Source organism: Altericroceibacterium endophyticum (assembly GCF_009827595.1).
GTDB classification, from domain to species: Bacteria; Pseudomonadota; Alphaproteobacteria; order Sphingomonadales; family Sphingomonadaceae; genus Altericroceibacterium; species Altericroceibacterium endophyticum.
Map to the genome: position 1 here is coordinate 480,955 of NZ_WTYT01000003.1, position 21,538 is coordinate 502,492.

Consider the following 21,538-nt stretch of genomic DNA (forward strand, 5'->3'; position numbering starts at 1 on the left):
CATGCTCAACGTGGTCGATGGCGTGCCGAGGGAGTGCTTGGCAGTGGTGCGAGAAATCTCGATCTCTCCCTCAGCCACAGCCTTCATCCGCTGTTTTTTGGTAGATCGGGTTGCGGCCGCCAATAAAGTTCAAGCGTATCTGGTGCCCTTGCTCTCCATCTTTTACAAACCCAAAAATAGCGGAATATTCTGCCGGGAAACCTGACACTTCCTCAAAACTATATCTGGAACGGCCTTCATGTAAATAAACTCGAGGATTTATCGAAATTATCTTGTTTGCCGTCCTTCCGTCAAAATCGTAAAAATATTCTTTTGCAACCAATTTTCCATCGAAGTATATTTGGTTTCTTCCAATGTATATAGAGGGCATTTTATTATTTTTGTAGCACCCAGCTATAGATTTTCTGTTGAGTTCATCTTGAATTAGACTTTTGTTCTTGCAGCCAGGTAGCAAACTGAAAAACAATGTAATTATTGCTAATGATATATATCTCATTTGCGTTTTCGACAGCTTGTGATTTGCGTAGTCGCAAATCCAGTTCCGAGGCCGGATTTCAATTCGGCGGCAGGGAGCCTTGGGAACCATCCGATCGAAAAGTCTTGTTAAGCCCTGCAAGCGAAATTTCGTTGGAGCGGAAGGGGAGCTGAATTTTTTCAGAAAATATGAAAACTTCAATGAAGAATGGCGGAGACGGAGGGATTCGAACCCTCGGTACCCGGATAGAGTACGGTTCCTTAGCAGGGAACTGGTTTCAGCCACTCACCCACGTCTCCGCATCGCTCTCGGCGATGTGAAGGCGCGCTATAACGAGGGGTTGGGGATGCCGCAAGTGGCGGAGTGGAAAACTCGGCTGCTTAAGTGAAATTAAGGCGTATCCGCGGGAAATTGCGCGCAGCATCGCGGCTCGCTTGACCGTAAAAGGGAATCCCCTTGCCGCGTGTTCATTGTTGCTTCAGGCATGATGCCGTCATGTCATGCTTGTATATATTCGGCTTGGAGGGATGGACGCGCGCCACATGTTTGATCTTATAACCAGCTGCCGCCGTCATGCGGCTGCCATCTTGTTGCCCATGGCCATGCTGCTTGGTGCAGCACCAGCGATGGCGCAATCTGTCCAATCCGTGAATCCTGATGCTGCCATCGATGGTGATCTGTCGGCACCGGATTCGCAGCCTGCTCCTAGCCAGTCTCCTGAGTCCTATCCTTATTCCTATCCGGAAGAGGTCCCGGCGGCGCCTGAATACCAGACGCAGGAGGCGCCGGCACAGGCGCCCATCGCCAATCCATCTGCGGCGGCCAGTAATGCCAACAGCAACGCGTCCACGGGCGACACCTATAAAGAGGATGATCTGATCGGTGCCGCCGAGGGGCTGTTCGGGAAAGGGGCCGAGGGTCTCGCGCGGGTAATCGAAGATTTGCTGAGCAAGCAGGGCGAGCCCAATGGCTATATTGTCGGACGGGAAGGCGGCGGTGCCTTCATCGTCGGTCTGCGCTATGGTTCAGGCACGCTCTTCCACAAGGTGGAGGGCGAGCGCCCGGTATATTGGACGGGACCTTCTATCGGTTTCGACGCGGGCGCCAATGCCGGCAACACCTTCATCCTGGTCTATAATCTCTATGACACAGAGGATCTTTACACGCGCTTTCCGGCTGGTGAGGGGCAGGCCTATCTGATCGGAGGATTCAATGTCAGCTATCTGCGCAAGGGCGATAAGGTATTGATCCCGATACGTATGGGCGCGGGGCTGAGGCTGGGCGTCAATGCAGGCTATATGAAATTTTCCAAGAAGCAGAAATGGCTGCCTTTCTGATCCTGACGTTTTTATAATGGGAATGTGAAATTTCATGCTTGATAGCGGCGCACTTGCCCGGCAATAGCCGCTTCATGCTTGACAGACTCGACCAACAGCCGCCCGACGCCCTGCTCGCGCTCATCAAATTGTATAATGATGATGAGCGTGCGGATAAGATTGATCTGGGGGTCGGTGTATATCGGACCAATGACGGCGCGACGCCGGTTTTCGAATCGATCAAGGCGGCGGAGCACAAGCTGGTCGCTGAACAGGATTCCAAAGCCTATCTCGGCCCGGAAGGTGACATGGGGTTTGTCCATGCGCTGATGCCGTATATTTTCGGCGAAAATCCGACGCGCAATGGCCGTATTGAAGGCATGCAGACACCCGGCGGCACCGGCGCTGTGCGGCTGGCTGCGGCGCTGGCCGGTAAATCTGGCATCAACCGCATCATCATGGGCAATCCCAGCTGGCCGAACCACGGCCAGATTCTGAAGGATATCGGCCTTGAGGTCGTCTCCTTCACCCATGCCACGCAAGCGGGAACGGCAGATCTGGATGCGCTGAAAAAGGCGCTGGCAGAGGGCCGGGAAGGTGACGCTGTCCTGCTCCATGGCTGCTGCCACAACCCCACAGGGATCGATTATACGCCGGATCAGTGGGACGAGATCGCCGCGATACTGGCGGACAGTCCGGTCATGCCGATTGTCGATCTGGCCTATCAGGGCCTTGGTCGCGGCATGGAAGAAGATGCCTATGGTCTGCGCGCCGTGATCGGCAAAGTCGATGAAGCGCTGATTGCCTATAGCTGTGACAAGAATTTCGGTCTTTATCGTGACCGTGTCGGTGCGCTGTATGTTTACGCGCAAGATGGCGGGCAGCTGGATGCCATTCTGTCCAACGGCCACGCACTGGCCCGGTCGAGCTGGTCCATGCCGCCTGATCATGGCGCGGCGGCTGTTCGTTTCGTATTGCGCGACAGCGAGCTGACCCAGAATTGGCAGGCTGAGCTGGACCGTATGCGTGAACGTATGCGCGCCGTTCGTGATCGTCTGGCAGAGGCCGGCACTGCCGGATCGCTCGATCTAACGCCTTTGGGCCATCAAAATGGCCTGTTTTCCATGTTGCCTTTGACCAAGGATCAGATCCAGGCCCTGCGGTCCGACCACGCCATTTACATGGCTGGCTCCGGACGCATCAATGTCGCCGGACTGACCATGGGCAATATAGATAAGTTCATCGGTGCATTGGCCGATGTAACTGCCTGAGTGGGAGAGAGGGCCGCTTCCTTTCGGGGGAGCGGCCTAAATCCTTTTTGCAATAAGCCGCGCTGCAGCCGGGTGATCAGCTGCGCAGGCTCTGCATCCGCTGAAGATAGCGTGCGACCGTATCAATCTCCAGATTGACCGGATCATTGACTACCAATGATCCCAGAGTCGTTACCTCAGCCGTATGCGGAATGATGTTTAGCCCAAACAGCACCGAGCGATCGGCCTGATCCTCCACCGAATTGACCGTCAGGGATATGCCGTCAACGGTGATCGAGCCCTTGGGCGCGATGAAGGGGGCAAGGTCGGCGGGAGCTTGAATGACTAGCCGCGTGGAATCCCCCTCCGTTTCCCTGCTGATGAGGGTTCCCACAGCATCGACATGGCCGCTGACGATATGGCCGCCGAGTTCATCTCCGATCTTAAGCGAAGGCTCTAGATTGATCGTACTGCCTTTGTCCCACATGCCCGGCGCCGTGCAGGAGAGTGTTTCGGCGGAGACATCCACCGCGAACCAGGCGTCTCCGGCGCTGCCGCCGCGTTCGACAACGGTCAGGCACACGCCCGAACAGGCGATGGAGGCGCCAATGACGATCATCGCCGGGTCGAACGGGCAGGAAATGACAATACGCAGATCGCCGCGCTGGTCAGCATGAGTGATAGTGCCAGTGGCGGTAATTATTCCGGTGAACATGGCGTGCGGTCATATACTTCGAGCGTGTCCCTGCCAAGCTGCCGTCTGGCAGAGAGTGACCAGATGTTATGGGCCGAGGCAAGATCGTCCAGCCCGTAATCGGCAATGGCCGATTTGCCGCCGCCAATCAGGATCGGCGCGCGGTAAATCAGCAATCGGTCCACCAGATCCGCCCTCAGGAAAGAAGCGGCTGCTGAACTGCCCCCTTCAACGAAGAGATATTGGTGCGGGGCCATTCGCCCGAGCTCTTCAACAGCAGGGAGCTGATGCCAGCCATCGGGTGTCGGATGGCTCGAAAGAACCCAGCGCTCGGGTGAATGATCTTCAAGCCCGGGCAGGCGCACATTCAGCTGCGGTGTGTCGCTGCGTAATGTCGCCCCGCCAACCAGAATAGCGTCTGCGCGCGCACGTTCGCGGTGGGTGTGTGCCCGGGCCAGATCACCGGTGATCCATTGGCTCTGGCCGCTGGCGGTCGCTATCGCACCATCGAGCGACATGGCGAGTTTGAGCGTTATGTGAGGGCGGCCGTAGCGCGTACGGCACAGATAACCGGCCAGACTCATGCCGCAGGCCGGATCATTGGCGAGGGCAATCTCGACACCGGCAGCTCGGAGCCGTTCCATTCCGCTACCGGCGGTACGTGGATCGGGATCTGTTACCCCAACAACCAGGCGCTTTATCCCGGCCTCAGCGGCCAGATCGGCACATGCCGGGCCTCTTTCACTGTGATGGGCGCAAGGTTCCAGCGTGACATAGAGCGTGGCACCGCGAGCCGATTGACCGGTCTGTGCAAAAGCCATCGCCTCGGCATGGGGGCGTCCTCCCGCCTGAGTCCATCCGCGGCCAATGACGATGGCATCTTTCACCAGCACCGCGCCAACGGCGGGGTTGGGGGCACTCGAAGGCCTGCCTCGCTCCGCCAATGTGGCGGCGATGGTCAGCCAGCGCCTGTCGTCTTTACTGATCACCGCTCTCGGTCGTTTCAGAAGCTTCGCTGGCAGCATCACTTGCCTGCGGCGCCGGGTCAGCGTCAGCCGCGTCCCGGTCCTCCTTGGCGGCCTGTTCCGCTTTGATTTCCGCTTCCATCGCGTCCACGTCGAGGAAGGTCGCTCGGCCAAGTTCGCGATAGAGTTCCTTGCGCCGCTCCTCTTTGGCTTCGCGCAATTCCTGCAATTTGTCCTGGCGGATCTGATTGGCGATATTGGACGCGATGATTTCCTCATCCGTCCGGTCAGCGCGCCAGCTGGTGATATAGGTCACTTTCGGCTTGGCCGGTTCAACGCGTTGGCTTTCGGGGATGAAGACGGCAAGCAGCGCAAAGGTCGCAGCCAGAGATACCGCGGCCACGCGCCAGCGATAGGGGTTGGGCCGGTTCCATTCACTGCTGAAATCTTGAACCGCACGCTTTGGTGATATTTTGCGCCAGAAGCTCATGGCGCCTTACTTAGAGCGCTTGATACCATTTCACCAGTGCTCATCCGCGATACGCTGCTTTGTGCGCTTCTCTCACCCAAATTGGGTGTAGAGTGTGCGACCGCTCGATTTCAGCCATTGCTCGGCCACATCCAAGCCGTTCCCGTAGATTTCCGCCAGCAGCGCATGGAAATCGGCGGAATGATCGAAGTGAACCAGATGCGCGACTTCATGGGCAACGACCGATCTGCGCACATGATCAGGGGCTTGCACCAGCCGCCAGTTAATGCGGATCGTGCCATCGGCGGCGCAGCTTCCCCAGCGACGCTGGGCTTTACTCAAGCGCAGATCCGGTGTGTCCAGTCCGGCGGCCTCGCAATAATCGGACAGATCCTGTTGCAGCAACGTCAGGGCCTGTTTTTCCAGCCAGCGTTGCAGCCGTCCGGTCAATGCTTCCCTGGTACCGCCAAGACGCAGCGCCTTGTCACTGAGTGCGATGATACGCGGATGATCGGGTGCCCAGTCTATCCGTAGCGGCCTCCCGCGAAAATGGAGCGTTCCACCGGGGATCGGCGGTGAGGCTGGGGGAATGCGGTGCAACTGACGTTCGAGCCACTCCGCGCGGCTTCGTGCAAAATCCACCGCATCGCTTGTGCTGCCCCAGCGTGGGATCGTGAGACGAATCTCGGTTCCATCCGGGGCGAGGCGCAAGGTCAGCTGTTTGGCACGCGGGTGGCGGCGGATCATCAGCGGCAGATCACGGCCCGCCAGATGCAAGGTCACAGGTTCCTTTTGCCGAGAGCTGAGCCAGCCTCTCACCAGTCGTCCTCATCCTCTTCCCGCTCTCCGAAGCCCCAATCGACCAAATGCTGTTCGAGCGGCCCGGCATCGGTTTCGCTGATGACACGGCCAGCGACGCTGACTCCCGCCGCTTCCATGGCGCGGGTACTTCCGGTCAGCAGATAATGCCATTCGGGCAGGGGATCGCCTTCTGCGCGGCGGCGATAGGCGCAGCTGGCGGGAAGCCATGTGACCTCATCCACCAATTTCAGCGTCAGCCGCATACAATCCGGTACGAAGCTTTTGCGGTTGCGGTAATCGGAACAGCGCGCGGTGCGGGTATCGAGCAATTTGCACGCTACATTGGTTTCCGCAATCGCGCCGCTATCCTCATCCTCCAGCTTGTGCAGGCAGCACCGGCCGCAGCCATCGCACAGTGCTTCCCATTCTTCGGAATCGAGCTGTTTGAGTGGAAGCTCCCAGAAACGCTCTCTCAATGAACCCACTTTTCCAGTTCCTCGGCCACTTGCGGGCCGCCCTGATCTACCGGCAGCAAGGCAATTGGTTCGCCCTCGCGGCCCATCAGATAGGCTCCGCGACTGTGATCCATAAGATAGCTGCCATCGTCACGAACCTCCCCCTTCTGATAATAAACGGAGAAAGCGTCGGCGGCTTTCTTGACTTGCTCCGCCGTCCCGGTGAGGCCGAGCAGATCGTCAGAAAATGCAGCGGCAAATTCACCCACAACCGCCGGCGTATCGCGCTCAGGATCAATCGTGATGAAGATCGGCTGCACTTGTTTGGCCAGATCGGGATGGCTTTTGGCAAAGCCCTTATAGCCTTGCATCATGCGCTGGACATCCAGCGGGCAGACATCGGGGCAATAGGCATAGCCGAAATAGACCATGCGATATTTCCCATCGAAATCGGACCACTTAACCTCATTTCCGTCCTTGTCGGTCAGCGTGAACGGCCCGCCGATTCGCGCGCCTTCAAGGGGCGGATCCTGCGCAGCCGCCTGATCAGAAGCGGCGCTGCAAGCGGTGAGAGTGGCCGCGAGGCAGGCTGCGGCAAGCGATTTGAATAAGGTCTTGATCATAGCGTGGCGGTTCATGGTCTGCTAACGGTGTTGCGGCAAGGGTCGAATATAGGATGTGAATCCATATTCGTCACCGATCGAAAGGAGATATCGCGTGTCCCTACCCGGGCTTTCCCGTCTGATTGCTGTTTTTACCGGGCTGATCGCTGCGGCGATGATGCTTGGCTCTGTGCCCGCGCAGGCGCAAATGTTTTCAGAAGGGTACAAGTTTCTCGAAGCGGTGAAGAAAAAGGACGGTGAAACCGTCACCCAGATGCTGGATGAGCCGGGCTCGACCCTCGCCAATTCGCGTGATGTGACAACCGGGCAATCTGCCCTGCATATCGTCACCGAACGCCGCGATCTGACCTGGATCCGCTTTCTGACTGCGAAGGGCGCAAATCCGAATATCGCAGACAAGAATGGCGTGACCCCGCTGATTTTGGCGACTCAGCTTGGCTTTACCGATGGTGTTGCCGCATTGGTTGAAGCGGGCGCGCGGGTGGATACCCCTAATTCCGCCGGGGAGACGCCGCTGATTTCTGCCGTCCACAGCCGCGATACGGCGATGATGCGGGCATTGCTGGAGGCTGGCGCCAATCCGGACCGCGCCGATAATTCGGGGCGCTCGGCGATGGATTACGCCAAGTTGCAAGGCCCCAACAGCGCGACGATGCGCGAAATTGAACGCAGCGCGAAACCCGCTGACGAACGCGAAGGCGCGCAGACATACGGGCCTTCCTTTTGAGGATGGATATGCAGGATTACACGCTCGACGAATTGCGTCTGGAACTCGCGCCGCAGATCGCCAAGGCGGCGGTGTTTGACGGCTGGGGTAAAGAGGCGCTGACCTCTGTAGCGCAGCGAAGCGGCGTCGATCCGGCCGTGCTGGATCTCGCCTTTCCCGGCGGCGCGATGGATATGATCGCTGCATGGGTGGCATCGGTTGATGACCGGATGAAGCGGGAATTGTCGGCAGACATATTGCAGACCATGCCCATACGCGAACGGATCCGTGCACTGGTCCAGTTTCGTCTGGATGCGGTCGAAGGGCTGGAGGAAGCCTTGCGCCGCGCTCTGGCCATTCAGGCCATGCCGCAAAATGTGAACCGGGCCATGAAGCTGGGCTGGTCCAGCGCTGATGTCATGTGGCGTCTGGCAGGCGATAATGCCACCGATTACAACCACTATACCAAGCGCGCCACGCTGGCGGCGATTTATGGCGCGACCTTGAGCGTTTTCATCAGCGATGAGAGCGAGGATAAGCGCGAGACACGGGCGTTTCTTGATCGCCGGATCGAAGGTGTGATGCGGTTTGAGAAGTTCAAAGGTCAGCTGCTGCGCAATCGCGATGGGTTTAGCATTTCCCGCTTCCTCGGGCGGCTGCGCTATCCCACCACTTGACGCCCGGCCACAAGATTAAAATCACCACATATTGCGAAGCAGTTGCAATTAACCAGTGCATCTGGCAGGCGAGCTTTCATGACACTCGATGCTCTCTCCCCTCGTAGCCGCGCCCGAATTACCGCGGTTGACTGGTCTCTTCTGGCGGCGGACGAAGGTAAGCGACTGCGCGCGCTGGGGATTGAGGAAGGCGCGGAAGTGACCGTCGCCCATCGCGGCGTTTTCGCCGGTAAAGATCCCATTGCCCTGACTGTTGGCCGTATGACCATCGCGCTGCGCCGGGCGCATGCGCTCGCGATGCAGGTGGAGGAACTGGCATGAGCCGGCTGAGAACCGCTGCGCTGGTCGGCAACCCCAATGCCGGGAAGAGCGCCTTGTTCAATGTGCTCACTGGCGCGCGTCAAAAAATCGCTAATTATCCGGGCGTTACGGTTGAGCGTAAGGCCGGCCGCATGGTTCTGCCCTCGGGCGAGCCGCTGGAGCTGATCGATCTGCCCGGCAGTTACAGCCTCGATTCCGCCAGCCCTGACGAAGAAGTCACGCGCAAGGTCGTGCTGGGTGAATTTCCCGGGGAAGCGCAGCCTGAAGTGTTTATTCTGGTGCTGGATGCGGCCAATCTGGATCAGCATCTGGTATTTGCGCAGGAGATTATTGCACTCGGCCTCCCGACCATCGTCGCGCTTAACATGCTTGATCTGGCTGAGCGGGATGGATTGATCCTCGATCCGGCTGCTCTGTCAGAAGCGCTGGGCGTGCCGGTCATTCCCACGGTGGCGGTCCGCCGAAAGGGAATCGATGAACTGATCGGCGCGTTGGCTTCAGCGGAAAAGCGTGCTGACAATGAAGAAGTCGCCCCGCAGACCCATGTTACCGCCACGGAACGGCGGCTTGCGGCCAGGAATATCGCCAAGGGCGTGATCCTGTCACAGAGTACGGAACACCGGCTGCATACCAGTCTCGACAAGGTGTTGCTGCACCCCTGGATAGGGCCGCCGATCCTGTTCGGCCTGCTGTTCGTGATTTTTCAGGCAGTGTTTGCCTGGGCGACGCCATTTGCCGATGCGCTGGATAGCGGCGTGGGCATGTTGATCGACTGGACCAATGCCAGCCTGCCCGAATCGATTCTGCGTGATTTTCTGACGCAAGGTGTGCTGGCCGGTGTCGGTTCGGTGGTGGTTTTTCTGCCCCAGATCGTGATCCTGTTCGCCTTCATCCTGGTGATGGAGCAAAGCGGCTATATGGCCCGCGCGGCCTTTATCATGGACCGGCTGATGGCGATGGTGGGCCTGTCAGGGCGCAGCTTCATTCCGCTCTTGTCCAGTTTTGCCTGCGCCATTCCGGGCATCATGGCGACCCGCAGCATTGCCGACCCGAAGGACCGCCTGACGACCATCCTGATTGCCCCCTTGATGACATGTTCGGCGCGTCTGCCGGTCTATGCCATCATTATCGCGGCCTTCATTCCAGACCGCAGTGTCGGGCCGGGCTTCGGGTTGCAAGGACTGGTGCTGTTCGCGCTGTATGTCGCCGGAATTGTCGGCGCGATTGTGGTGGCGCTTATCTTGCGCAGGACGGTAACAGCCGGCGCAGCGAGCGGCTTCATTATGGAATTGCCGCGTTATCAGCTGCCGATTCTGCGCGATCTGCTGATTGGATTGTGGCAGCGTGCTTTCATCTTCCTGCGCCGCGCGGGTACGATAATCTTTACCGTCACCGTGGTTCTGTGGCTCCTCCTCAGCTTTCCAAAAGCGCAGCCGGGTGAGAGTCAGGTTGATGCCTCCATCGCTGGTCAGATTGCCAATGGCGTGACGGTACTGGTTGAGCCCATCGGCTTTAACCGGGATATGGCATTGTCGCTGATCCCGGCACTGGCGGCGCGCGAAGTCGCCGTTGCCTCTCTCGCCACGACCTATGCAGTGGATAATGACAATGAAGATGCGGCCGCTGCCGCGTTGACGGATCAGCTTGGGGCGCGCTGGAGCCTGCCGATGGCGCTGTCATTCCTGGCGTGGTTTGTCTTCGCGCCGCAGTGTCTTTCGACCATCGCCGTGGCCCGCCGCGAAACGAATGGGTGGAAATGGCCGATCTTCATGTTGCTCTATCTGTTCGCACTCGCCTACATCTTCGCTGGAATCACCTATTGGGTCGCGCTTGGGCTCGGCCTCTAGCTAAGGGAAAGAAACATCATGGCGGGCAGCGTCAACAAGGTCATATTGATCGGCAACCTCGGCGCGGACCCGGAAGTCCGCAGCTTCCAGAATGGCGGAAAGGTCTGCAATCTGCGGATTGCGACGTCCGAACAATGGAAGGATCGTAATTCCGGAGAGCGTCAGGAACGCACCGAATGGCACACTGTGGCGATCTTCTCCGAAGGTCTGGTCAATGTGGCCGAGCGTTTCCTGCGCAAAGGGTCGAAAGTTTACATCGAAGGCCAGCTGCAGACTCGCAAATGGCAGGATCAGCAGGGCAATGACCGTTATTCCACCGAAGTGGTGCTGCGCGGTTTCAATGGCACGCTGACCATGCTTGATGGTCCCGGCGGCGCGCAGGGCGGCGGCTCAGGTGGTGGTGGCCAAGGTGGCGGCTGGAACCAGGGTGGCAGCTCCGGCGGTGGTCAGGGCGGCGGCTGGAATCAAGGCGGTGGTTCCGGCGGTGCCGGTGCCGGTGCGGGCGCAGCGGGCGGCTTCGGTGACGATCTGGATGACGATATTCCATTTTGACCGCAGCGGAGATCGCTCCGGTCGATACCGAACAAAAAGCCCGGCGAATCACGTGATTCGCCGGGCTTTTGTTTTGCGCGCGTTGAAGGCGGGCTGGGCGGCCCGCAGTTTTGAGAGCCCAGTTTTCAGGTGTCGGCTTTCAGTTGTCTGTTTTTAGGGCGGCCAGCGCGGCGAAGGGGCCGCTGGCGCTTTCATCCATGAGCCCTGCTTTTTTACGAACCTCTTCTGCATTCGGGCCGCTAGCATAGGGATCGATAGACAGCGCCAGGCTCTGCGACACGGCTTCTCCCAGATCGAAGAAGTGGCCGGTGAAGGGGATTTCGTCGCATTCATCCTCCTCCAGCTCAATTTCATCCGCATCGATGGCGCGCTCAGGCGCGAAGCGGAAGCTTACCGGAACGTCAATTTCCACCGGCAAATCATCGCCCGAAATGGCGCAACTCTGCACGATACGGGCGATCAGCCGCCCCTCGGCGTGAATCGCATCACCATCAGGTTCCAGCTCGATCCGGGCGGATAAGGATTTCACAGCCACCAGCGCAAATCGGCGAGCCAGTGCGGCAGCTTCCTCAGCACTCGCCTCTATTTCATAGACGCGGTCTTCCAGACTTCGCCGGTCAATCGGGCGCGGCATTTCGGGTGGTTGCACCGGCGGTAATTCGGGGGTGTTTTCGCTCATCGTTCAATCCGTCCCGCCAGCAAAGCCGTTTTGTCGGTTGCCAGCAATTGGTCGTAAAATTCTCTCAGTCCTTCAGCCATGCTGGTGGCGGATACGCCATCGCGCAAGGTTACATTGCGTTCAATGGCGGAGGTCCACTCGGCAAATTCGGATGCCGCGAGCCCGCTGCGATAGGCGCCCAGCCGCCCGCCCAGCACCGACATTAACCGGCCAACATGTTTGCCGACCACCACATCGCCCACGCCCTGTTCACGCAATTGACCGTCCATATCATCGACGAACAATTCCGTGAGATACACAGAGGCGGGGGTCAGTTCCTCCTCGGTCTCCATCCGCAGCAGTGTCAGGCTCAGAATCGCGGTGATCATGTCGAAGCGGCCCGGCAGCGTATCTGCGGCGCCTTTGTCGCGGTACCAGTCCGGTTCGCGCGATATTTCGACGATCCGGTGCCATAGGGGCCGCAATTCCTCTCTTGCGCTGGGCTTGCGGTGGAAGAGGCGGGAAAAGAATGACATGTATATTATCCGTGGCCGTTCAGCGGCGATTAAATGCCAGCGGGGCAACCGCCATTGCGAAGCGCGGTGCTTGCCCCTAAAGCGTGCTGCGATAGGATTTGACGATGCACAAGGCAAATGAAACGCTTTGACCTTGGCATCCAGTTGGAAGGTTGATGATGGCGAAACTCGGGCAGATCGGTGCGATACTGACGCTGGGCATTCTGGTGACGGGGTGCAGCTCGATCGAGAATCATCGCGGTTATGTGATGGATGAGGCGCTGGTCCAGTCGGTCCAGCCGGGCCTTGATAACCAGCTGTCCGTTGAACAGACGCTGGGCCGGCCCACCTTCACCAGCGAGTTTGGCAATCCGGTGTGGTATTATGTTTCCAGCCGCACGGAACAGGCGCCTTTTACCACGCCTAGAATCGCGCAGCAGCGCGTGCTGGCGGTGGCTTTCGATGCGCAGGGCAACGTCATTTCGGCTGACGAAAGCGGAATGGCTCAGGTCGTACGTATCAATCCCGAAAGTGATGAGACGCCGACATTGGGCCGCGAACGCAGTTTTCTGGAAGATCTGTTCGGCAATATCGGGCAGGTCGGCGCGATGGGTGCTGGCGGCGGAGCCGGAGGGCCAGGCGGCGGCATGTAAGCGCAATCGGGCGCATTTCCCGGAATTTGACCGCATTTTCTGGTTTCCCGCGGGCGAAGGGCAGCGAATCGCTTGAACCCTATGGGCCGCCCCCCATATGCCCGCCATGGATGACAGTAGAGCGAGCCACGGCCTGACACAGTGGCACGGCACCACCATTATCGGCGTACGCAAGAACGGAAAGACCGTCATCGCGGGTGATGGTCAGGTTTCGATGGGCAACACGGTGATGAAGCCCAATGCCCGCAAGGTTCGCCGGCTGAAAACCGGCGGTTCCACCAAAAATGATGTTATTGGCGGTTTCGCCGGTGCGACAGCCGATGCCTTCACCCTGTTTGAAAGGCTGGAGCGCAAGCTGGAACAGCATTCGGGCCAATTGCTGCGCGCTGCGGTGGAGATGGCCAAGGATTGGCGAACCGACAAATATCTCCGCAATCTCGAAGCATTGATGATCGTGGCCGATAAGGACAGCCTGCTGGTGCTCACCGGCAATGGCGATGTGCTGGAACCCGAAGGCGGCATTACGGCAATCGGCTCCGGCGGCAATTATGCGCTGGCCGCTGCGCGGGCGATAGACGCCTATGAAGAAGATGCCGAAATGATCGCGCGTAAGGCCATGGAAGTGGCCGCGGACATCTGCGTCTTTACCAATGGCCGCGTGACGGTCGAAACCCTCTGATTTCCGGATATTTATGCAAGAAAATCTTACGCCGAAGGCGATCGTCGCCGCGCTGGATGAACATATTATCGGCCAGAAGGACGCCAAGCGCGCGGTCGCAGTGGCTTTGCGCAATCGCTGGCGCCGTCAGCGATTGCCGCAGGAATTGCGCGATGAGGTGACGCCCAAGAACATTCTGATGATCGGCCCCACCGGCTGCGGCAAGACCGAGATCAGCCGCCGTCTGGCGAAGCTGGCCGAAGCGCCTTTCGTGAAGATCGAAGCGACCAAGTTCACCGAAGTCGGTTATGTCGGCCGCGATGTGGAACAGATCGCGCGTGATCTGGCTGAAGAAGCAATCCGTCTGGAAAAGGACCGCCGGCGTGAAGCGGTGCGCGAAGCCGCATCGCAGGCCGCGATGGACCGGCTGCTCAATGCCCTTGTCGGTGAAGGCGCGTCAGAGGCGACCCGCGAAAGCTTCCGCCAGCGCATCATCCAGAATGCGATGAATGACACAGAGGTCGAAATCGAGGTTGAAGACAGCCCCGCAATGCCGATGGAAATTCCCGGAATGGGCGGCAATGTCGGGATGATCAATCTGTCCGACATGATGGGCAAGGCCTTTGGCGGCGGACAAAATCTCAAGCGCCGCAAGCTGAAAGTACCTGAAGCCTGGGACAAGCTGGTCGATGAGGAATCGGAGAAGCGGCTGGATCAGGACGATGTCGCCCGGGTCGCTCTGCAAAATGCCGAGACAAACGGCATCGTCTTTCTGGATGAGATCGACAAGATCGCCGTTAGTGATCAACGCGGCGGCACGGTCAGCCGCGAAGGGGTGCAGCGCGATCTGTTGCCACTGATCGAAGGCACCACGGTTTCGACCAAATATGGTCCGATGAAGACCGATCATGTGCTTTTCATTGCCAGCGGCGCGTTCCACATTTCCAAGCCCTCGGACATGCTGCCCGAATTGCAGGGCCGCCTGCCGATCCGGGTCGAATTACAGGCTCTGACCGAAGCGGACTTCGTCTCAATCCTGACCGACACGCGGGCAAATCTGGTGTCGCAATATCGCGCGCTGATCGGCACCGAGCAGGTGACACTGGACTTTGCCGATGAAGCGATTGCCGAAATTGCGCGGATTGCGGCGCAGGTAAATGAAAGTGTCGAGAATATCGGTGCCCGCCGTCTGCAGACGGTGATGGAAAAGCTGCTGGAAGATATCAGCTTTGAAGCAGAAGAGCGCACAGGCGAAACGATAGCCGTGGATGCGGCCTATGTGCGGGAACGTCTCGCCGATCTCGCCGAGGACACTGATCTGTCCAAATATGTTCTGTGAGGAGATAGTTCATGAGCACCACACCGCCTGATGGAAAGCCCATCTATCGCTGTCTGACCGGGCCGGATGACGACAAATTCTGCCGCCGGGTTTCGGATGCGCTGGAGCAGGGCTGGGAACTGCATGGTTCGCCAGCACTCACTTTCAACGGTGAAACCGTGATCGTCGCCCAGGCGGTGAAGTGGAAAGGCTTTATTGGTTAAGGCCGCCGTTGAAAATTGTCGCGAAAGCAGGGTAGATCGTCTTCAGAAGGAAGACGGATATGCGAAAACTTTCTGCAATTCAGATTTCAGGGGCGGCGCTTGCGCTGCCCCTTCTGTTATCCGCACCATTGCGGGCGGAGCCTCCCGCTGCTGAGCCTATGGAGGCTGCGCCAATGGATTGGTCGCAAGCGGCAAGGCAGGATATCCTTGCCGCCTACGATCAATATCTGCGCAATCACCCCGGGCCCTATGATCTGGAAAATCCCGGCTTCCCCGCTCAGCTGGCCGAAGCGCGCAGCGCCGGGCTGGCAATTGCCGAAACTGCCCAAAGTGAGCTGGATTACCGCCGCGCACTGGCCGCATTTTCTGCGCAGCTTCAAGATGGCCATGCGGTGGTCTATGACCCGACCAATCAGCAAAAAAGCGAAGCTGCCTGGCCGGGCTTCGTCGCCTTGTGGCGTGATGGTGCGCTGTATGCCCGCACGCAAGATAGTGCGGAGCCGCTGAACCGTGCCCGGATCACCGCGTGCAATGGTGAGCCGATCGTTCAATTTCTGCAGGACACTTTGCTGACCCGCTATTTCCGCGCCTCCGAAGAGGGCCAGTGGTATGTGCGCCCCTCTCAGCTATTTTTTGCGCGGAGCGGAAAGCTGGGCGACGAACCGGCGGAATGTACTTTTGCGATGCGTGGCGGGGACAATGTCACGCTGCCTTTATCCTGGCAGTCATTGGATGAAGAAGCAGAGGATTTTGCTTCGCGTCTGATTTATGGCGAAAAGACGCCCACCGCCTTGCGCGAAGCCGCACCGGGGATCTTCTGGATCGGTTTGCAAGATTTTCAACCTGATGATGCAGGTGTTGCCGAGTTCAAGCAGCTCTATGCAGAGGTCGCCGCGCGCCGCGAAGAATTGAAACACGCCACCGCGCTTGTTCTGGATCTGAGGCGTAACAATGGTGGTTCATCGGTCTGGAGCCATGACCTTGCCGAAATTCTCTGGGGCAAATCGGCCATGGCGAGCCGCGACAGGAGTTCGGCACACGTCGATTGGCGGGCAAGTCCGGGTAATACGCCCATGTCGCAGAGATCGTCGAGAAATACCGCAGGATCGGCAATGAGGATGTGGCGGGTTACGTCGCCGAGATTGCCACGGGTATGGAATCCGCACTGAAGCAGGGCCAGACATTCTATCGCGAGGCGGAGGATGAGCAGGCTTCAGAGGCGCCGCCACCCCAATCGGCGGACAGCGATTTCACGACCCCTGTTTATGTGGTGACCTGGGGAGGCTGCGGCAGCGCCTGCCTCGACGCGGTGGATTACTTTACCTTGTTCGACAACACCAAGTTGATCGGTGCCCCCACCTCGGCAGATTCAACCTATATGGATGTTCGGACAGTGGATTTGCCTGCGGGGCCCGGCGTCGCGGTTATTCCCTTGAAGGTCTATCGCGGGCGAGAACGAAAATCGGGCCAATTCTATCGACCCGATCTTCAGCCGGAGGGCCTCGACTGGTCGCGGCAAGACTATCTCGACGCGATCAGAAGCGACCTCGGTAAAGGAATGTAACCGTCTGGCGCCGCTTAGGGATGCGGCGCCAGACCGATTTCCACACCGGTCTTGTCAGTATTGGCAAAACGATCGACCAGATCGGCGCTGGCTTCATTCAGGCCGAGCACCTGCACGCTGCGGCCATTTCGGCGCATCCGTTCCACCACCTTGTCGAGCGCCTCGATGGCAGAGATGTCCCAGAAATGTGCGCGGGTGACGTCGATCACCACATGGTCCGCCGGGTCTGGCTGCGTGCTTTCCGGGCCCAGCGCCTGCTGGAAACGATCAACCGAAGCGAAGAAGATCTGACCGGTCACTGTATAGAGCGCCTGATCTGCCTCCCGCACACGCACGACATGAGACATGTTGCGGACCTTATAGGCGAAGAACACACCGGATAGCAGCACCCCGACCAACACGCCCAGCGCCAGATTATGCGTGGCGACCACGACAACGACGGTGGCAATCATCACGAAGGATGATGTCAGTGGATGGATCCGCAGGTTGGGGATGGAATTCCAGCTGAATGTCCCGATCGACACCATGATCATGACCGCAACCAGCGATGGCATCGGCACTTGTCCAACCCATGGGCCAAGAAGAGCCAGCAGGATCAGCAGCGTGACGCCCGCCGTCATGGTGGATAGCCGCGTGCGACCGCCTGAGGTCACGTTGATGACCGACTGACCGATCATCGCGCAGCCGCCCATGCCGCCGAAAAAGGCTGCACCGATATTGGCGATGCCCTGACCACCTGCTTCGCGCTGCTTGTTGGAATCGGTATGCGTCATGTCGTCCACGATTTGCGAGGTCAGCAGAGATTCCAGCAAGCCGACCGCCGCCATGGTGAGCGAATAAGGGGCAATGATGCGCAGGGTCTCCCAGGTGAGCGGGACATCCGGCCAGATCAGATAAGGCAGGCCTTCAGGCAATTTGCCCATATCACCAACCGTATTCACCGGCAGATCCATTGAAATCGAGATCGCGCTGAGCACAAGGATCGCCACCAGCGGTGACGGGACCGCCGTAGTTAAACGGGGCAGCAGATAGATCATCGTCAGACCGGCCAGGACCATGGCATAGGTTTCCCACCCGACATTGGTCAGCTGCGGCAATTGCGCCATGAAGATCAGGATGGCGAGGGCATTGACGAAGCCGGTAATCACGGAGCGCGAGACGAACTGCATCAGCAAGTCGAGGCGCAGGGCGGCGGCAATCAGCTGAAACACGCCCATCAGGATGGTCGCGGCAAACAGGTAATTCACGCCCCATTCGCGCACCAGCGGTACCACCACCACGGCTACGGCGGCGGTTGCGGCGGAAATCATGCCCGGACGCCCGCCGGTGATCGAAATGATCACCGAAATCACGACCGATGCATAAAGCCCCACCCTGGGATCGACCCCGGCAATGATGGAAAAGCCAATAGCTTCGGGGATGAGGGCGAGGGCAACGACGATCCCGGCAAGGATGTCAGCCCGGGGGTTTGCAAGCCAGTCGCGGCGCAGCGAACCGGTGAAGCTCATAAAGCGATCCCGTGTTGCAGGGCGCGAAGCAGATCCGCGCCGGATTGTCGTAAAAGTTGAATCAGGCCTTCCGGCTATCGCGCGCCTGCCTCAATCCAGCGTATGATGCAACCCCGGCCATCACTTACGCGGCCCTGGTTTCAGAGCGCGACGAGAACCAGATTGGTCTGATTTGAAAGCTTATTCTGCGACCTTCTGCAGCCGTTCATTCGCCTGCCGCGCCCACATCTCCGCATAGAGACCGCCCTGGCGCAGCAATTGTGTGTGGCTGCCACTTTCCGCCAATCGTCCGGCCTCCAGCACGAAAATCGTGTCCGCATCGGCAATAGTGGAAAGCCGGTGGGCGATGGCGATACTCGTTCGGTCCTGAGACACGCGGCGCAATGTGCCGGTAATTTCCTGCTCTGTCCGTGTGTCGAGTGCACTGGTCGCTTCATCCAGCAACAGAATCGGCGGGTCTTTCAGCAGGGTCCGCGCAATTGCCACCCGCTGCTTCTCTCCGCCCGACAGTTTCAGCCCACGTTCCCCTACTTCCGTATCGAAGCCGGTGGGCAGCGACTGAATGAAGGGAAGAATCGCGGCATCGCGTGCGGCTTGCTCAATCGCGGCGGCATCGGCATGTTCGCGGCCATAGCCAATATTGTAGCCGATCGTGTCGTTGAACAGCACGCTGTCCTGCGGCACGATGCCGATCGCGCTGCGCAGGCTTTCCTGCGTGACCTGTGCGATATCCTGACCATCGATCAGAATGCGGCCCGATTGCGGATCATAGAAGCGGAACAACAGCCGGCCGATGGTCGACTTGCCGGCACCGGAAGGACCGACAATGGCGACGTGTCCGCCAGCGGGCACTTCCAGGCTCAGCCCGTGGAGAATATTGCGGTCGTCTTCATAGCCAAACACCACATTATCAAACACCACGGTCGGCCGGCGCACCACCAGCGCCGGCGCGCCCGGTACATCGCTGACTTCAACCGGGGTATCAATCAGGCGGAACATCTGTGCCATGTCGATGAGCCCCTGCCGGATGGTGCGATAGACCCAGCCCAGCAGATCGAGCGGGCGGAACAGCTGCATCAGATAAGTATTGATCAGGACCAGATCACCCGGACTGAACCGTCCGGTGCTCCAGCCCCACACCGTATAGGCCATGGCGCCGCCCATCATCAGATTGGTAATCACCGCCTGCACAATGTTCAGCGCGCCGAGCGAATTCTCCGATTTGATGGCGGCCTTGGCATAGGCGCGGGCTGCGGAGGCATAGCGCTCCTCCTCCCGTGCTTCGGCGCCGAAATATTTCACCGTTTCGTAATTGAGCAGCGAATCCACTGCGCGTGACAAGGCCCGGCCATCCAGCTCGTTCATTTCGTGGCGCAATTTGGTGCGCCATTCGGTGATCAGCCGGGTGACATATATATAGGCGACAACAGTGGCCATCGTCGCAGCGACGATCGGCCAGCCGAATTTGGTTTGAAAGATCACCCCGACCACGATCAATTCCACTGCCGTCGGCATGATATTGAACAGCAGGAAATAGATCATCGTATCGATGCTCTTGGTTCCGCGCTCGATGATCTTGGTGACCTCGCCCGTACGCCTGCCCAGATGGAAGCGCAGGCTGAGGCGGTGCAGGCGATGAAAGACGTCTTCGGTCAGATGCCGCACGGCATCCTGGCCCACCCTTTCAAATATTATGTTGCGTATATTGTCGAAGGCCGTGGTGGCAAAACGGCCCGCGCCATAGGCAATCACCAGTCCCAGCGCGACCCATAGGGCAGGGTTTCCATCGGCGGACATCGTGTCCACTGCGGTGGAATAGGCAAAGGGCAAAGCCAGCACGACGGCCTTCGCCAGAATGACGAACACAATGGCGAAACCGATCCGCCAGCGCAGATCAGGCCGCCCCGCCGGCCATAGATAGGGGAGGAAGCGGCGAATGGTTTTCCAACCGGCCTGCTCAAGCTCATGCGATTTTGTGGTGTTGTGTTGCCCCGTCATGCCCGCCAAGTGGCGATTGCAAAGGCGAACGGCAATGGCTCTCGTTTCGTGGGCCAGATGCTTTATAGCTTTTGGCAATGGACAACACCGCTTCCCAGCCGCCGATAGTCTGCGCGATTCTCGCGCATAATGAACAGCGCCGGATACGCGCATGCCTGCAAAGTCTGCCGCTGGATGATCCGGCGATTGCCTTTCATCTCGTCGTTAACGGATCGAGCGATAAGACAGCGTCGATCGCACGGGAGATGGGGGGTGAGCATCTTGAGGTGCATGAATATGCCCAGGGCGGGAAAGCGCGTAGCTGGAACCGGTTCGCACTCGAAGAAGCGCCACCGGCAGAATGCTATGTCTTTATGGATGGAGATGCCGAGATCCTGCCGGGCTCGATTCAGGCACTTCATGAATGTCTGAAGGCTCATCCGCAGGCCAATGCTGCATCGGCCTTCCCCCGCAATGGCCGCAAGGCTTCCCTCTATGCGCAGCAGCTCCGGGCTGAACGGGGGCTGTTTGGTGATTGCTATGCGCTGCAGGGATCATTTCTGCAGAAGATGCGCGAGCAGGGTGTGCGCTTACCGAATGATCTTATCGGCGATGACAGTCTGATCGGAGCACTGGCCAAGACGGATCTGCATAATGAGAGCCAGTGGCGAGATGAGCGGGTGATACCTTGCGAAGACGCAGGCTTTCTCTGTGAGCCGCTCAAGGTGACGCCGGGATCACTGCTGCTGCAATATCGCCGGATGCAAAACTATAGCCTGCGGCATTTTCAGAACCGGATGATCACGGCAGTGATGGCCAAAGGTGGCGGGTCCGGTCTGCCGCCGAAGGTGGCAAACCTTTATAGCGAGAATATGCAAAGGCTGCGGCCGCGCAGACATCTCCTATGGTGGTGGTTCGATAGTCAGACCCTACGGCGCATGTCTCTTAGGAAGGCGCGCAACTGACTCGCGCAGAATCAAATCAGTGATTCTACGGATCAAAGAATCCCATCATTTTTCGAAATATCCCTTAATATCCAAGGCTTAGAAGGATTCTCTGGTGCTTTACGTGGCCAGGAACGCTCAGATCACAGCGTATGGACGGATCCGGGCAGACCCACGCCAAGCGTTCTGCGATCACGAAAACACGGCAGAATTTCGGAAATTTAGACTGTTAATCAGTGCCTTAAAGATAAGCGCAATAAAATTGCAAAAAAGCGTTTGACGGAATCAGTCGATCCTCATAGAAGCCATCTCACCGGACGGGGCGCGGCGGTTTCGCCAGCTTCTAACGGTCGCCCAAATAGACGGAC

25 protein-coding genes and 1 tRNA gene are annotated in these 21,538 nt (G+C 58.6%); 14 read left to right on the plus strand and 12 right to left on the minus strand.

The features are described 5' to 3' along the window. Positions 1-70: 70 nt before the first annotated feature. On the minus strand, positions 71-496 hold the full coding sequence (locus GRI91_RS09155; protein WP_160736334.1) for a hypothetical protein: 426 nt from the start codon (positions 494-496) through the stop codon (positions 71-73). Between the two features lie 187 nt (positions 497-683). Next, positions 684-774: transfer RNA gene (locus GRI91_RS09160), tRNA-Ser, on the minus strand. Between the two features lie 243 nt (positions 775-1,017). On the opposite strand from GRI91_RS09160, the gene GRI91_RS09165 reads away from it, so the two are divergent. Then, positions 1,018-1,812 carry a DUF1134 domain-containing protein gene (locus GRI91_RS09165; RefSeq protein ID WP_237437760.1) on the plus strand — a complete coding sequence of 265 codons (795 nt, stop codon included), beginning with the start codon at positions 1,018-1,020 and terminating at the stop codon, positions 1,810-1,812. Positions 1,813-1,886: 74 nt separating this feature from the next. Continuing rightward, entirely contained in the window at positions 1,887-3,062 is a 1,176-nt protein-coding gene (locus GRI91_RS09170; protein ID WP_160736335.1) for an amino acid aminotransferase, read from the plus strand. A 76-nt stretch (positions 3,063-3,138) separates the two neighbouring features. On the opposite strand, the gene GRI91_RS09175 is transcribed toward GRI91_RS09170, so the two are convergent. The 6 genes from GRI91_RS09175 to GRI91_RS09200 all read right to left on the minus strand — a co-directional run bounded on the left by GRI91_RS09175 (position 3,139) and on the right by GRI91_RS09200 (position 7,063). Next, positions 3,139-3,756: a riboflavin synthase gene (locus tag GRI91_RS09175; protein WP_160736336.1), complete on the minus strand. Its 618-nt coding sequence runs from the start codon at positions 3,754-3,756 to the stop codon at positions 3,139-3,141. Then, positions 3,741-4,760 (minus strand): bifunctional diaminohydroxyphosphoribosylaminopyrimidine deaminase/5-amino-6-(5-phosphoribosylamino)uracil reductase RibD, encoded by a 1,020-nt coding sequence (ribD, locus tag GRI91_RS09180; protein ID WP_160736337.1) that lies wholly within the window; start codon positions 4,758-4,760, stop codon positions 3,741-3,743. Before ribD ends, GRI91_RS09175 begins: the two co-directional genes overlap by 16 nt. Beyond that, positions 4,714-5,190, minus strand: a complete 477-nt coding sequence (locus tag GRI91_RS09185; protein ID WP_160736338.1) for a hypothetical protein — start codon at positions 5,188-5,190, stop codon at positions 4,714-4,716. Before GRI91_RS09185 ends, ribD begins: the two co-directional genes overlap by 47 nt. A 72-nt stretch (positions 5,191-5,262) precedes the next feature. Beyond that, positions 5,263-5,952 (minus strand): M48 family metallopeptidase, encoded by a 690-nt coding sequence (locus tag GRI91_RS09190; protein WP_337190345.1) that lies wholly within the window; start codon positions 5,950-5,952, stop codon positions 5,263-5,265. 32 nt (positions 5,953-5,984) lie between these two features. Continuing rightward, positions 5,985-6,455, minus strand: coding sequence for a YcgN family cysteine cluster protein (locus GRI91_RS09195; RefSeq protein WP_160736339.1), 471 nt, complete (start codon positions 6,453-6,455; stop codon positions 5,985-5,987). Further along, positions 6,443-7,063, minus strand: a complete 621-nt coding sequence (locus tag GRI91_RS09200) for an SCO family protein (protein WP_160736340.1) — start codon at positions 7,061-7,063, stop codon at positions 6,443-6,445. The genes GRI91_RS09195 and GRI91_RS09200 overlap by 13 nt, the downstream gene beginning before the upstream one ends. A gap of 79 nt (positions 7,064-7,142) precedes the next feature. On the opposite strand from GRI91_RS09200, the gene GRI91_RS09205 reads away from it, so the two are divergent. The 5 genes from GRI91_RS09205 to ssb all read left to right on the plus strand — a co-directional run bounded on the left by GRI91_RS09205 (position 7,143) and on the right by ssb (position 11,151). Continuing rightward, positions 7,143-7,775, plus strand: coding sequence for an ankyrin repeat domain-containing protein (locus GRI91_RS09205; protein WP_337190346.1), 633 nt, complete (start codon positions 7,143-7,145; stop codon positions 7,773-7,775). A 2-nt stretch (positions 7,776-7,777) separates the two neighbouring features. Beyond that, positions 7,778-8,431 (plus strand): COQ9 family protein, encoded by a 654-nt coding sequence (locus tag GRI91_RS09210; RefSeq protein WP_419866833.1) that lies wholly within the window; start codon positions 7,778-7,780, stop codon positions 8,429-8,431. A gap of 78 nt (positions 8,432-8,509) precedes the next feature. Next, a complete protein-coding gene (locus tag GRI91_RS09215) occupies positions 8,510-8,752 on the plus strand; it encodes a FeoA family protein (RefSeq protein ID WP_160736342.1) in 243 nt (80 codons plus the stop codon). Further along, positions 8,749-10,599, plus strand: coding sequence for a ferrous iron transporter B (gene feoB / locus GRI91_RS09220; RefSeq protein ID WP_160736343.1), 1,851 nt, complete (start codon positions 8,749-8,751; stop codon positions 10,597-10,599). Before GRI91_RS09215 ends, feoB begins: the two co-directional genes overlap by 4 nt. A gap of 18 nt (positions 10,600-10,617) precedes the next feature. Then, complete coding sequence (gene ssb / locus GRI91_RS09225) at positions 10,618-11,151, plus strand: single-stranded DNA-binding protein (protein ID WP_160736344.1); 534 nt, start codon at positions 10,618-10,620, stop codon at positions 11,149-11,151. A 139-nt stretch (positions 11,152-11,290) separates the two neighbouring features. Here the strand turns inward: ssb and GRI91_RS09230 are convergent, their stop codons facing one another. Together GRI91_RS09230 and GRI91_RS09235 are read right to left on the minus strand one after the other, a co-directional pair. After that, positions 11,291-11,830 carry a YceD family protein gene (locus GRI91_RS09230; protein WP_160736345.1) on the minus strand — a complete coding sequence of 180 codons (540 nt, stop codon included), beginning with the start codon at positions 11,828-11,830 and terminating at the stop codon, positions 11,291-11,293. Further along, positions 11,827-12,345 carry a ubiquinol-cytochrome C chaperone family protein gene (locus GRI91_RS09235; RefSeq protein WP_160736346.1) on the minus strand — a complete coding sequence of 173 codons (519 nt, stop codon included), beginning with the start codon at positions 12,343-12,345 and terminating at the stop codon, positions 11,827-11,829. Before GRI91_RS09235 ends, GRI91_RS09230 begins: the two co-directional genes overlap by 4 nt. 155 nt (positions 12,346-12,500) lie before the next feature. Between GRI91_RS09235 and GRI91_RS09240 the strand changes: the two genes are divergently transcribed. From GRI91_RS09240 to GRI91_RS09265, 6 genes are all read left to right on the plus strand, one after another. Continuing rightward, positions 12,501-12,977, plus strand: a complete 477-nt coding sequence (locus tag GRI91_RS09240; protein ID WP_237437761.1) for an outer membrane protein assembly factor BamE — start codon at positions 12,501-12,503, stop codon at positions 12,975-12,977. A gap of 106 nt (positions 12,978-13,083) precedes the next feature. Next, complete coding sequence (gene hslV / locus GRI91_RS09245; protein ID WP_160736347.1) at positions 13,084-13,656, plus strand: ATP-dependent protease subunit HslV; 573 nt, start codon at positions 13,084-13,086, stop codon at positions 13,654-13,656. A 13-nt stretch (positions 13,657-13,669) separates the two neighbouring features. Continuing rightward, positions 13,670-14,974 (plus strand): ATP-dependent protease ATPase subunit HslU, encoded by a 1,305-nt coding sequence (gene hslU, locus GRI91_RS09250; RefSeq protein WP_160736348.1) that lies wholly within the window; start codon positions 13,670-13,672, stop codon positions 14,972-14,974. A gap of 11 nt (positions 14,975-14,985) precedes the next feature. Beyond that, complete coding sequence (locus tag GRI91_RS09255) at positions 14,986-15,177, plus strand: DUF1737 domain-containing protein (RefSeq protein ID WP_160736349.1); 192 nt, start codon at positions 14,986-14,988, stop codon at positions 15,175-15,177. Positions 15,178-15,236: 59 nt separating this feature from the next. Then, a complete protein-coding gene (locus GRI91_RS09260) occupies positions 15,237-16,346 on the plus strand; it encodes a S41 family peptidase (protein WP_160736350.1) in 1,110 nt (369 codons plus the stop codon). Then, positions 16,298-16,741, plus strand: coding sequence for a hypothetical protein (locus tag GRI91_RS09265; protein ID WP_160736351.1), 444 nt, complete (start codon positions 16,298-16,300; stop codon positions 16,739-16,741). The genes GRI91_RS09260 and GRI91_RS09265 overlap by 49 nt, the downstream gene beginning before the upstream one ends. Positions 16,742-16,755: 14 nt before the next feature. On the opposite strand, the gene GRI91_RS09270 is transcribed toward GRI91_RS09265, so the two are convergent. Both GRI91_RS09270 and GRI91_RS09275 read right to left on the minus strand, forming a co-directional pair. Continuing rightward, complete coding sequence (locus tag GRI91_RS09270) at positions 16,756-18,249, minus strand: SulP family inorganic anion transporter (RefSeq protein WP_160736352.1); 1,494 nt, start codon at positions 18,247-18,249, stop codon at positions 16,756-16,758. 180 nt (positions 18,250-18,429) lie between these two features. Beyond that, entirely contained in the window at positions 18,430-20,247 is a 1,818-nt protein-coding gene (locus GRI91_RS09275) for an ABCB family ABC transporter ATP-binding protein/permease (RefSeq protein ID WP_160736353.1), read from the minus strand. 77 nt (positions 20,248-20,324) lie between these two features. Between GRI91_RS09275 and GRI91_RS09280 the strand changes: the two genes are divergently transcribed. Next, entirely contained in the window at positions 20,325-21,191 is an 867-nt protein-coding gene (locus GRI91_RS09280; protein WP_160736354.1) for a glycosyltransferase family 2 protein, read from the plus strand. Positions 21,192-21,538 lie beyond the last annotated feature (347 nt).